This window comes from Brevibacillus sp. MCWH (genome assembly GCF_013096935.1).
Classification (GTDB): Bacteria; Bacillota; Bacilli; order Brevibacillales; family Brevibacillaceae; genus Brevibacillus; species Brevibacillus aydinogluensis.
On sequence record NZ_SDLF01000010.1, the window covers coordinates 66,246 to 78,902 of the forward strand.

Here is a 12,657-nt window from a genome sequence, read left to right on the forward strand (position 1 = left end):
GGCATTCTGATGAATCTCGTACCGGTTGTCGTGGAACAGACGAATTACGGAGAGAGATCGTATGACATTTACTCCCGCCTGTTGAAAGACCGGATTGTTTTTCTCGGCAGCGCCATTGACGATCAAGTGGCGAACACCGTCGTCGCCCAGTTGCTGTTTCTCGCAGCGGAGGACCCGGACAAGGACATCCACCTCTACATCAACTCTCCGGGCGGTTCGGTCACGGCCGGGATGGCCATCTTCGACACGATGCAGTTCATCAAGCCGGACGTTTCCACCATCTGCGTCGGTCTGGCCGCGTCCATGGGCGCTGTGCTGCTGGTGGCCGGTGCCCCGGGCAAACGCTACGCCCTGCCCAACGCGGAGATGATGATTCACCAGCCGTGGGGCGGCAGCCAGGGGCAGGCGAGCGACATCAAGATCCAGGCGGAGCGCATTTTGCAGCAGCGCCGCATGCTGTACCGCATCATTTCCGAACGCACCGGACAGCCGCTGGAAAAGATCGAGCGCGACGCAGACCGCGACTTTTTCCTGTCTGCCGAAGAGGCCAAGGCGTACGGCCTGATCGACAAGGTCATCGAACGGCTGTAACGGAGGGGGAACCGGAATAAACCTGCTGGTGTTGGGCGGAACGCTGGAGGGAATGGGAGCACTGCGGCCCGGATCAGAGGGGTGTCGCGAGAGGGCGATCCAGCTGCACTTTCACGTTGCTTCCGTTCACTTCCACGTATCCGTTCGGGAGGGGAATCCGGCGGTTTACCTTTTGCCGGATCAGCTCCTGGATGGCCGAGACCGCTTGGGCGGACGGGGCGAATGCATTCACGGCCTCGCAGACGGTCTGCACGCTTTGGGGATAGCTGATCTCGGCGGTCAAAAACACGGTGGCGCGCTGCTCTTCAAACTGAACATACCCCGAGATCGCCTTGTCTTTGGAAAAGAGAATGCGGTTATCCTTTACGTCCAGGTCAAAATCGGAAGCGAGCATGAATTGCTGGAAGGGAGACGGGGTGTGACGCAGCAGGGTCTGCACGTCATCTCCGCCCCCGAGCAAGAGCGTCCCGATCAGCAGCGCTTTTCCGCTGATCAGGCCGGCGAAATACCGTTTTGAGAGCGCCCGTTTCGCCTTTTTGTACATGGCGCGCAGCATGGCGCGGACGGAGAAGACGATCAAGCCGAGTGCGATCAACAGCAGGATCATGGATGTAGTGTCTTGCGGCAGCAGAAACATGAACGACCTCTCCCTGTTGATGGATTCAGCGAAACATACGTTCCTATTGTACCGGGTTTGCCCTGTCATGGGAATACAATCAAGCGCGGCATGTGAAAATGAAAACAGGGACCGCCTCTTCCTCCCGTGGGAGAAAGGGCTGTCCCTGTTTGCTTATGGACGTGGAAGGCAGGGGATTACTCCTGCCCCTTCAATGTGACTTTGACCTTCACCGTTTCCTGCTCGTCCGGATTTTCTTTGGAGGAAATGGTGATGTAGAGCGTGACCGTTTCGCTGTCCGTTTCCGGAAGGGCCACGAGAATGCCATCGTTATCAATCAGCTCTGGCTTGGAGCTTTTGGTGACTGCGTAGGTGACGTCCTCGGATTCAGTCGGCAGCGCCAGGACTGCTTCCCCGATCGTCTCCGTGTTGACGATGTCCGCCTGGAACGCAGCTGCGGTCTCTTTCAGGCTGCTGCGCGCCTCTGACGCTGCAAACTCGTCGAACACCGGCTCTTTTACCCGCAGGGCTTTCCACAGCTCGTAGATGTCCAGCACTTGTCCGGTTTCCGGATCGATGACGTAGGCGACGAGGCGCAGCTTGTACTTGCCAGGCGGCAGCATCCTCGGCACCAGCGAACCGGTGACGTACGTGCCGTCAATGTTGGAGATGGTAAACGGCCCCGGTTCAAATGGTTCGAAGTCGTTGAAGCGGACAGCCATCGTACCGATGTACGTGTCGTCCAGGCTCCACGCCTCCAGTTCGATCAGGTTGACTCCGGTCGCCTGGAGCTCTGCCTCTACGGTAATGGTGTCATCCTTGCCGTCCCCGTCGGGAGAGAGGATGGAGCTGGAGAGTTTCATGTCGGCCAGACCGAAGTGGGTGTCCTCCGGTTTTTCGCCGACGTGGACGACGAACGGCACATGCAGGTCCGGGTACCTCTCGTCCCTGCTCCTCAGCACCACTTCCCCTTCGTACACGCCTTCCTCGGCGTCTTTGTCGGGTGCGAGGCTGAGCGTAAACTTGGTCCGTTTCTTCGCTTTGGCGGAAATCGTATCGCTCGACAGCTTCACCTTGATGTCGCGGACGTCAGGTGTTTCTTTCGGATGCCACGGGTCGGTGGTAACGGCGGTGTGCATGATCACTTCGGCATCGTAGGTGACGTCCACTCTTGACGTGTTTTTCAGCTGCAGGGTCTTGGTGACCGGTGCGCTGCCCGGTTTCATCAGGCCAAAGCTGGTATTGGCGGTGTAATTGTTGATCGTCTCCGGCTCATAGTCTTCGTTGAGGATGGTCACCGGCTCCACGACTTGCAGCACGGCCGGGGTCTTCATTGCAGCCAGACCGTTAACGCGCCCGGCTCCCTGGGAGTAAACATCATACAGGGTGCCCTCCTCGTCGTAGAGGCGTTCCGCCGTATTGGCGAGCGCTGCTTTGACCTCAAACGGGGTCCACTCCGGATGGGCCTGCTTCAACAGCAGCGCCAGGCCGGCCACGTGCGGCGTCGCCATGCTGGTGCCGTTGAAGCGGGCGTACGCCTTGTCGTACTGGGCGCCTTCAATCAGCTTGCCCCAGGCGGGTACGCTGGAGAGGATGGAGACGCCAGGAGCGGTGACGTCCGGCTTGATGGCGTAGTTGTCGCCCATGACCGGACCGCGCGAACTGAATCCGGCCACCTTGTCGCCGGGATCGTTGGTGGTCGGGTAGTCGCCGGAGAAGGTAAACGTCAGGGTCTGGGCCTTTTCCGGATCGCTCAGCAGTTCCTTGGCCAGCGCTCGGCCTTCCACCCCTCTCATGTCAAAGGTGGGAATCCCCTCTATTTGATCGCCCAGGATGGTGTCGATGTAATCCCCGCGTTCCTGGGGCGGGAGATCCAGGTCGGCCAGTCCGTCGCCGTCCTTGTCGTTGCCGTTGAAGATGACGATGGCGGCTGCGCCGGCTTTCTTGGCGTTGAGAATCTTGTCCGTAAACGCAAGCGTGCCGCGGGAGACAAGCGCTACCTTGCCCTTTACGTCTACATTGGCAAAGTCCTGAGCGGAACCCAGGTTGGCGTACACGACCGGCAGCGGATCGGTGCCGATCAGATCACGGAAGTTGTTTTGATTAATCTGCCATGCCATCACGTGGAAGTTGTAGGTGTCGCCAAAAGACGACGTGGCAGAGGCGTCGTACAGCACGCTTGGCGGTGTCACTGCGCCTACCGTGATGGGCAGTTTGGCTCCGGCCGGCGAACCAGCCGTATAGTAGTAGCGGCCCGGCTCGTCTTGTGCCGAGTTGCCGTTGGCGATGACGGTGATCACGCCTGCCCGCATGGCGTTGTTCACCGCGATCGAATCGGGGGAGTCGGCGTTCTTTTCCATGGCGGCGCCGAGCGACAGGTTGATGACGTCCATGCCGTCTCTCACTGCTTTTTCGATGCCGTCGATTACCTGCGCGGAACTGCCGCCGTCACGGCCCAATACGCGGTACACATAGAGGTCGGCTGCGTAGGCAACCCCTTTTACCTGTACGTCGGAATCCTTGTTTTTGGCCCGGCCGACGATGGTGCCGGCGACGTGCGTGCCGTGGGAAGAGCCTTCGTATCCCGTTCCCCTGCGGTCGTCATCCGGGGAGATGGGCGCTTCCTCGTAGGGGTCCTTGTCGTTGTCAAACGAATCGTAGCCGCCTTTGTAGGCATCCTTCAGGTCTGGATGCAGGTAGTCGACACCGGTGTCGATCACCCCGACCTTCAATCCTCTGCCGTCCAGCCCCTCTTTCCACATGTCGAGGACACCGATCTGCTTCAGCGGAGCGATGTCGTATTTGTACGAACCGCTATCGGCCGTTTCCACATCGGGGACGGAGTAGGTGGTGTTTTCATAGACAGCCTGGACCTGGGGCAGTTCAGCCAGCTTGGGAATCTGGTTGGCCGGCAGGGTCAGCTCCATGCCGTTGAATACGAGGGAAAACTGGCGCTCTACATCAAGGTCGATGTTCTTTTTTCGCGCTTCTTTCAGGAAAGAAGACTGTTCCCGTGCGACCCGGCTCTCCTGTGAACTGGTCGAGCGGGAGCCGCGGCGGTATTCCTGCGATACGGCCGCCGGTTCCGATTTGAACTGGACGATGACGCTCACCTTTTTGTCGGATTTCGTGTTGAGACGGGGAGAGATTTTGGCTGTCCGGGTCCCTTCGGTGACGACTGCGTTGGTGACGCTGTTCAGCTTGGACAGTTCCTGTCTGCTCAGCTTCTCTGAGGCGTACACGTTGTACGGCAGGGACGTGAGCAGCAGGACAGCTGCGAGAGAGAGCGAGGCAACGGTTTTGCTCGTTTTTTTCACACTTTCTCCTCCTACCAAAAAATAAAAATTCATAAAGTCGCTATTGGTTTTCGGTATTGTGGAAGAGATTTCCTTGTTAAAAAAATTCTTTTTTTTCGCCATATTTCGATAAAAATTTTCCTATTTTTACAGGGGGACAGAGACAAAAAAACATCCCCCTTCCGCGGGGAAAGGGGGACTCGCATCCAAGCGTCATGGCATCAGCATGGCCGGCATCAATTCCTGGAACAAATCCTGGTGCTTCATCATGAGGGACTGCGCGGCCGTGCCCGCTTCCTGCTGGATGGACATGATTTCTTCGTCGGTCACTGTTGCGATGTTGACGGCATTTTCCGGGGTCATGGCCGGAATGTTGAGCGGCTTTCCAAACGCTTCCTTCACTTTTACGTTCAGGCTGATGCCCTTCGGCATGTCGGGCGCTGCATTGTCGAAATTCAGCTTGATCGTGCCTTCGGAATCGCGTCCGCTGTCGGTTTTTGTCGTCGAGAAGCGGCCGGAGAGGGCAATGTCTTCCGGATGATCCTCGCTCTTCAGGTTCAGCGTGAAGTCGTAGGTGCCCGTCTCTTTTTTGTCCTGCTTGCTGATTTCGAACGTGGTGGACAGATCCAGTTTCGCTTCCCGTTCGACGTTTACCAGGACGCCGATGGTGCCGGTCGTTTTGTCGCTGTGCGTGGTGCCTTTGTAGCGGAACGTCATCTCGCCTTTTTCGCCGTGGTCGTCGACATACAGGGAGTAGCGGCGGTACTTGTCGGCTCCGTTGGCAAAGGCGACGCTTTGCCAGAGGTTTTGCTCTTCCTTGCCCTGTTTGCCGGTGATCATCAGCTTGCGGGAGAGGATTTCATCGTCGCTGTTGATGAGCATCACCATTTTGAGCTGGTCGTTCGTGCCAGTGGTCCTTTTCAAATCGGCCAACATGTCGTCAAACACCTTGACGTATTCTTTCTTGAACTCCTCTTTGGACAGTTCCTCCACGTCCTGATACCCGCTGTCTTTCAGCAGCGAGGCGACGTTGTGGTAGCGGCCATAGACCAGGTCGAACAGCTTGTCGTCGGATTTGGCCTTTTCCGCTATTTTCGTCATAAGTGCTTTTGCTTCCTCGTCGGTGAAGGTGACGGTCACCTCGCGGACGCTCGTCTGGTAGCCTTCCTCGGAGAAGGAGGCGTTCTTGTTCATCGTCACCTGGCTGTCTTTCAGGCTTTCCGCGTACAGGAGCGCATACGGCTTGATCACGTCGGCCACTTCATCGCGGGGGACTTTCACTGCCTCGTACAGGTCGCGGGGCGTGATCAGGCGCTTGGGCAGCTCTTCGCCAAATCGCTCCTTGATCGTGTCGCGGTCTTTCAGGTCCACGTAACCGTATTTGGGGTAAAAGTCCGGGAGCCGGAAGCCTATTTTGGTGTCATCGATGAAATAGTCCAGCGTAAGGAGCTTGCGGTCTTTCAGATGCACCTCCACACCGCCGGACTGCTGCCGCTTGGACTCGTCCACGTTGGACTGGATTACCAGTTTGGCGCTTTTCAAGAGGTCCAGGATTTTTTCGGCCTGCGGGTTGGGAGGAGTGCCGTCGACGGTGATTTGACTCAGTTCGGTCGTGGAGTGAACCGGTTTTTCCAGGTACGGCTTGATGTACTCTTCGTATTCGTTAAAAGATTGGGAAATATCGTCGGACAACTGGGCAAAGTTGTTTGCCTCCGCCTCCAGATAGACCGTTTTGGCGCTTTTGAACAAATCCAGCTTGGCGTACGCTGTGCCCAGTCCGCCCAGCACCGCGATCCCGGCCGCCCCGATCACGAGCAGAGTCTTCTTGAAGCGTTTGCGCGGCGGAATCACGTTTGTAGTGGTTTCCATAATGTTCCTCCTTGTATGGTTTCTCTTCACTATATGGGGCGCTGTGGATAGGATTTTTCCCCCGACACCGTATTGTACCACAAGCAAGTGGAAATAATGCCCATATTTTTGAAAAAATTTATTAATAAAAGGAAAATCATACAGGGAATATGAGGAGGAACAACCATGTTTCGGATTGGGCAGCTGGCGTACCTGCAGCGGGAAAACAGGACGTACTGCCGATTGGGCAGAATGATATAACGCATGGTTATCATGAAGGAGGGAGCGCCGTGGATATTCGGGTGCTGCAAACATTTGTCATGGCGGCTGCCACGGAGAATTTTCACCAGGCGGCTGAAGCGTTGTATATCGCCCAGCCGACAGTCAGTCAGCACATCCGGACGTTGGAGCGGGAATTGGGAATCAATCTGTTTGAGCGGGTGGGCAAACGCGTCCGGCTGACACCGGCCGGGAAGCGGTTTCTGCCGCATGCCAAAGCGCTTCTGGAACAATGGCACCACGGCCTGGAGGACCTTCTGGCGTGGCGGCAGGGGTACCGGGAGAAGCTGCAGATTGCGGTTTCTCCGATTATTGCCCGCACGCGGTTGTCCCATTTGATTCACCGCTATACCAAGCTGTATCCGGACGTGGACCTCTCCATTAAAATCGCTGACTCCGTGGAGATCGGTCCCATGGTGCAGAGCGGGCAGGCCGATCTCGGGCTGACGCGAATGGTCCCGGGCGAACTTACGCTGCATACATACAGGCTGTACGAAGATCCGGTCGTGTTTGCCGTTCCCCACAGCGGCGGAGATATGGAGGCCCCGCTGCCCGACTGGGAGCAGGAACTGCAAACCAAACGGCTGCTGACGCACAATCACCCCGGCTACTGGGACGATCTGCTGCTGTTGCTGAGGCAGCGCGGACTGTCGCTGAGGACGATGGCTGTTTCCCAGGTGGACATTACCAAGGCGTTTATTGAGGAAGGGTTGGGCGTCTCTTTTCTGCCCCGCTCGGCCATCAGCAGGGAGTTGTTTGAAAACCGTTTTATGGAACTGCCCACGCCAGGCCTGACCATTCCGAAGGTGGCGACCTACCTGGTGCTGCCGAAGAGAAAAGGAAGCGAACCGGTCCAGCGCTTTGTCGACATCCTGGCCGCCTTGTATCCGCCGCTGCCAGAGGTGCACGGGGCGGGCCGGGCGTGAAGGGACAAATCAACGACCTGCCGGGGAGTGAAATTGATTACGGTTTTTAATTGATATACCTGGATTATTCTATTTCCCTTATCGTTTTTGTATCGATATACTGATTACAAAGAGAATGGACACGAACAGACTGGAGAAGAAGGAGTGGTGTGGATGAGTCAACAGCATACATTAGCCATTGGGTTGGAAGGCATTGCGGTCGCTGAAACCGACCTCAGCCTGGTGGACGGCCTTAATGGCCTGCTCGTCTACCGCGGCCATTGGGCGCGCGACCTGGCGATCACCCATACGTTTGAGGAAGTGGCCCATCTGCTGTGGTACGGCCATCTGCCCAACGAACAGGAGTTGGCCGAGCTGAAGGGCAAACTGAAGGAAAACCGGGAACTGCCGGACCACGTCAAGCGCATTCTCGACCTGATCCCGGCCGAGGTGGACATGATGAGCGTGCTGCGCACCGGCGTATCCGCACTGGGCAGCGCCGATTACAGCTGGCCGCCGACGCTGGACCAGGTCATTTCCCTGACGGCGAAGATGCCGACAATCGTGGCGTACCGCTACGCCCGCCTCAACGGCCGCGAGCCGCTGGAACCCAATCCCGCTCTGGATCACACGGCCAACTACCTGTACATGCTGAAAGGACAGGAGCCCAACCCGGCTCATGTGCGAGCACTGGACGCCTACCTGATTCTGACGCAGGAGCACGGCATGAACGCCTCCACGTTCTCGGGACGCGTTGTCAGCTCCACCCAGTCCGACCTGATTTCGTCGATCACGGCCGCCATCGGCGCGCTGAAAGGACCGCTGCACGGCGGCGCACCGTCCGAAGTGACCGAGATGATCGAAGCGATCGGCACCAAGGAAAACGCCGAACCGTGGATGCGCGCCAAGCTGGAAAAGGGAGAACGCCTGATGGGCTTCGGCCACCGCGTGTACAAGACCGTCGATCCGCGCGCGACCGCGCTGCGCGTCGTGGCGTCGCAGCTCTCTGGCGACGACCCGTGGTTTGACCTGGCGACGCACGTGGAACAGGTAGGGTTGAAGCTGCTGGAGGAATACAAGCCGGGCCGCAAGCTGAACACCAACGTGGAGTTTTTCGCCGCTGCAGTCATGCGGGCAGTGGGCCTGGACGATACCCTGTTCACGCCGACCTTTGCCGTCAGCCGTGTCGTCGGCTGGAGCGCTCACATTCTGGAGCAGGCCAAAAACAATCGAATCATTCGTCCGCAGTCGAATTACACCGGTCCGATGCCGAAATAACATCGGGCCCGGCTGTTGATACAGTTTGCGCTTTTGACGGGAGCAGCCCTGTGGGGGGCTGCTCCTTTCATTTTGGGCAGCCGCTCAATGTTTCGATTGATCGTTTTTGAACGAAAAATGATTGTTAATGATCGTTTGTGGTTGTTTATGACGGAAAAGTGGGGTATAATGACGGTACGATTCAACATGTATTTTTCCCGTTCCGGAAAGGAGGGTGCAATTGCTAACGCCTGAACGTCATCACATCATCTTGTCCCTGCTCAAAGAAAAGGATGTTGTCCGCATCCACGAGCTGGTGGAAGCGACAGGGGCATCCGAGTCGACCATCCGGCGCGACCTGAGCGAATTGGAAGAACAGCGGCTGCTCAAGCGCGTTCACGGCGGGGCGTCTTCCTTGCAGAACAAGATTGAAGAGCCTACGGTTTTGGAAAAAGCGGTCAAACGCGAGAAGGAGAAAACGGCAATCGCCCGGTATGCTGCCAGTCTGGTGCAGGAACGGGACTCGATTTTCATCGATGCCGGCACGACCACGTACCAGATGCTGCCGTTCCTTCCCTACGACAACATCGTCGTGGTGACCAACAGTCCCGACATGGCCCTGCAGCTCAGCAAGCGGAACATCAAGACAATTTTAATTGGCGGTGAATTGAAAGCGGCAACATTGTCGCTGGTGGGACGCGATGCCCTCAAAACCATCAGCCAGTACCGCTTCGACAAATGCTTCCTGGGCATGAACGGGGTCGACAAGCACCACGGCTTGACCACGCCGGACCCTGACGAAGCGTACGTGAAGCAGTTGGCCCTGCAATTTTCCGACGAGCGGTTCGTGCTGTGCGACTCCGACAAGTTCTCCCGCGTCACGTTTGCCAAAGTGGCCGACTTGCGCGAGGTGACGGTGATTACCGACGACGGCTTGTCGCAAGAAGAGCAGCAGGCGTACAGTCGATTAACAAATCTCAAAGTGGTGAAAGCATGATTTACACAGTAACCTTGAATCCTTCTATTGACTACCATGTATGGGTTCCTGCCTTGGACAAAGGGACCATACACGAAGCGCACAAAGAGTGGAAGGATGCGGGGGGAAAAGGCATCAACGTCTCCAAAGTCCTGCGGCTGTTGGGAGTGGACAGCACGGCCCTGGGATTTGTCGGCGGATTTACGGGCGCGTTTATCCGGCAGCAAGTCGAGCGGGCCGGCATTGCGCATCAGTTTCTTTCCATCGAACAGGATTCTCGAATCAACATCAAGATCAAGGCCGACACCGAGACTGACATCAGCGGCGTCTCCCCGGAAATCCCGGCGGAAGCGCTTCAGCAGCTGTTTGCGCAGATCGACCTGTTGGGGCCGGACGACTACCTGGTGCTGGCGGGAAGCGTGCCGAAGAGCTTGCCGCTCGACATCTATCCGACGATCATGAAACGGCTTCAGGGCAAAGGTGTCCGCGTGTTTTTGGACGCGAAGGGAGAAGCGCTGAAAAGCGGATTGTCGGAACAACCGTTTTTGATCAAGCCCAACCATCACGAGTTGGGGGAACTGTTCGGGGTGGAGATCACCACGCACGACGAGGCGATCGCCTGCGGGCGAAAGGCGCTGGAACTGGGTGCGCAAAACGTGATTGTCTCCATGGCCGAGCAGGGTGCCGTATTCGTCAACCGTGAAGTGGCATTCGCCGCGCGGATTCCCAAGCGAAAACCGGTCAATTCGATCGGGGCGGGAGACTCCATGGTTGCCGGTTTCCTGTATGCGCATACAAAAGGGTGGCGTGCGGAAGAGGCGTTTCGCTTCGCTGTTGCGGCGGGGACCACGACCGCACTGTCGGAAGGGTTTTGTACGCATGAAACAATCCGCACGTATTTACCCGAGATCAGCGTGATCACAGTGGAATAAACACAGGGCAATAAAAAAAGGGGGCAATACCATGCAGCATCACATTCGCATTGCCGATTTGCTGAAGGCCGACACGATTGTGCTTCACCTGGCAGCGAAGACAAAAGAGGAAGTGCTGGACGAACTGATCGCCACGCTGGATGAAGCCGGTCGTCTGCACAGTCGGGAAGAGATGAAACAGGCGATTCTGGCCCGCGAGGCACTGGGTTCGACCGGGATCGGGGACGGGATCGCCATCCCGCACGCCAAAACGGCAGCGGTCAAAACGCCCAGCATCGCTTTTGGATTGTCCAAAGAAGGGATCGATTTTGACTCGCTCGACAAGCAAAAAGCGCATCTGTTCTTCATGATCGCGGCGACGGAGGATGCCAACCAGGCGCATTTGGAGACGCTGGCGCTGCTCTCCCAGATGCTGATGGACGAATCGTTCCGGCAGCAGTTGATGCAGGCGGAAACCAAACAGCAGGTCGTGGACATCATCTGCCGGAAAGAGCAGGACATTCACGGTGAAAGTGAAAGCGTTTCCGACGCACAATCCGGCGGCGGAGTGAAAATTGTCGCCGTAACCGCGTGCCCAACCGGAATCGCCCACACCTACATGGCCGCCGATGCGTTGAAGAAGAAAGCCGACGAGCTGGGCATTTCCCTCAAGGTGGAGACAAACGGCTCCGGCGGCGTGAAAAACAGGCTGACGGAGGAAGACATCGCCGAAGCGGCAGCCGTCATTGTGGCCGCTGACAAACAGGTGGACATGGAGCGCTTTGCCGGCAAAGTGGTGATCGAGGTGCCGGTGGCGGAAGGCATTCGCAATGCGGAAACGCTGTTGAAACGCGCGGTGAACCGGGACGGGTACGTTTACAGCGGCGAAGCGAAGGTCGGTTACAAGGAAAAGATTGATCAGGCGAAGGCCGAAAACAAACAGAAGCAGCCCGCTGTGTACAAGCATCTGATGAACGGGGTATCCAACATGCTGCCGTTTGTCGTGGGCGGCGGCATTATCATCGCGCTTAGCTTCATGTTCGGGATTAAGGCGTCCGATCCAAACGACCCGTCTTTCCACCCGCTGGCCAAGGCGCTGATGGATATCGGCGGTGGCACAGCCTTTGGCCTGATGATCCCCGTGCTGGCCGGGTTTATTGCCAAGAGCATTGCCGACCGCCCGGCTTTTGCGCCCGGCATGGTCGGCGGGATGCTGGCGGCTTCGTCCGGCGCCGGATTCCTGGGCGGGCTCATTGCCGGGTTTCTGGCTGGCTACACGGTAGCCGGATTGAAAAAGCTGTTTGCCGGACTGCCGCAGTCCCTGGAAGGCATCAAGCCGATGCTGCTCTACCCGCTGTTCGGGATTTTGATTACCGGATTTGTTATGATGTACGTGGTGTCAGAGCCGGTAGCGGCCGCCAACGCGGCGCTGGGTGACTGGCTGAAAAACATGAACCAGGGCAACGCCGTACTCCTGGGCATGGTGCTTGGGGCCATGATGGCGTTCGATATGGGCGGTCCGGTGAACAAAGCGGCCTTTACGTTCGGGATCGCGATGATTGCCGAAGGAAACTACGCTCCTCACGCGGCGATCATGGCGGCAGGGATGACCCCGCCGTTGGGCCTGGCGCTGGCAACGCTGCTGTTCAAGAAGAAGTTTACGGATGAGGAACGGCAGGCAGGCAAAACCGCCTGGGTACTGGGTGCGTCATTTATTACCGAAGGGGCCATTCCGTTTGCCGCGGCTGATCCGACGCGCGTCATTCCTTCGATCATGGTGGGCTCCGCAGTTGCGGGCGGTCTGTCGATGCTCTTTGGTTGTACGCTGCCTGCGCCGCACGGAGGGGTGTTTGTTCTGCCGGTCGTGGGCAACGCTGTCCTGTACCTGGTTTCGATTCTGGCCGGTACGGTCGTGACGGCACTGATGATCAATCTGCTCAAGCGAGCAGCAAAAGAAGGAACAGAGTAAACACAGAAA

The 12,657-nt window shown here is 57.4% G+C and carries 9 protein-coding genes; 6 read left to right on the forward strand and 3 right to left on the reverse strand.

Annotated features, from left to right (window positions below; translation table 11 throughout):
* Positions 1-9: 9 nt before the first annotated feature.
* Positions 10-591, forward strand: coding sequence for an ATP-dependent Clp endopeptidase proteolytic subunit ClpP (gene clpP / locus ETC00_RS11130; RefSeq protein ID WP_171566116.1), 582 nt, complete (start codon positions 10-12; stop codon positions 589-591).
* A 73-nt stretch (positions 592-664) separates the two neighbouring features.
* Here the strand turns inward: clpP and ETC00_RS11135 are convergent, their stop codons facing one another.
* The 3 genes from ETC00_RS11135 to ETC00_RS11145 all read right to left on the reverse strand — a co-directional run bounded on the left by ETC00_RS11135 (position 665) and on the right by ETC00_RS11145 (position 6,372).
* A complete protein-coding gene (locus ETC00_RS11135; protein ID WP_171566118.1) occupies positions 665-1,228 on the reverse strand; it encodes a hypothetical protein in 564 nt (187 codons plus the stop codon).
* 176 nt (positions 1,229-1,404) lie between these two features.
* Entirely contained in the window at positions 1,405-4,524 is a 3,120-nt protein-coding gene (locus ETC00_RS20895) for a S8 family serine peptidase (RefSeq protein ID WP_326838943.1), read from the reverse strand.
* A gap of 192 nt (positions 4,525-4,716) precedes the next feature.
* On the reverse strand, positions 4,717-6,372 hold the full coding sequence (locus ETC00_RS11145) for a DUF6583 family protein (protein WP_171566121.1): 1,656 nt from the start codon (positions 6,370-6,372) through the stop codon (positions 4,717-4,719).
* 269 nt (positions 6,373-6,641) lie between these two features.
* On the opposite strand from ETC00_RS11145, the gene ETC00_RS11150 reads away from it, so the two are divergent.
* From ETC00_RS11150 to ETC00_RS11170, 5 genes are all read left to right on the forward strand, one after another.
* Positions 6,642-7,556 (forward strand): LysR family transcriptional regulator, encoded by a 915-nt coding sequence (locus ETC00_RS11150; RefSeq protein WP_171566122.1) that lies wholly within the window; start codon positions 6,642-6,644, stop codon positions 7,554-7,556.
* 153 nt (positions 7,557-7,709) lie between these two features.
* Entirely contained in the window at positions 7,710-8,813 is a 1,104-nt protein-coding gene (locus tag ETC00_RS11155; RefSeq protein ID WP_171566123.1) for a citrate synthase/methylcitrate synthase, read from the forward strand.
* A 220-nt stretch (positions 8,814-9,033) separates the two neighbouring features.
* Entirely contained in the window at positions 9,034-9,789 is a 756-nt protein-coding gene (locus ETC00_RS11160) for a DeoR/GlpR family DNA-binding transcription regulator (protein WP_171566125.1), read from the forward strand.
* Entirely contained in the window at positions 9,786-10,700 is a 915-nt protein-coding gene (gene pfkB, locus ETC00_RS11165) for a 1-phosphofructokinase (protein WP_171566127.1), read from the forward strand. Before ETC00_RS11160 ends, pfkB begins: the two co-directional genes overlap by 4 nt.
* Positions 10,701-10,731: 31 nt before the next feature.
* Positions 10,732-12,648 (forward strand): PTS fructose transporter subunit IIABC, encoded by a 1,917-nt coding sequence (locus ETC00_RS11170; protein WP_171566128.1) that lies wholly within the window; start codon positions 10,732-10,734, stop codon positions 12,646-12,648.
* Positions 12,649-12,657 lie beyond the last annotated feature (9 nt).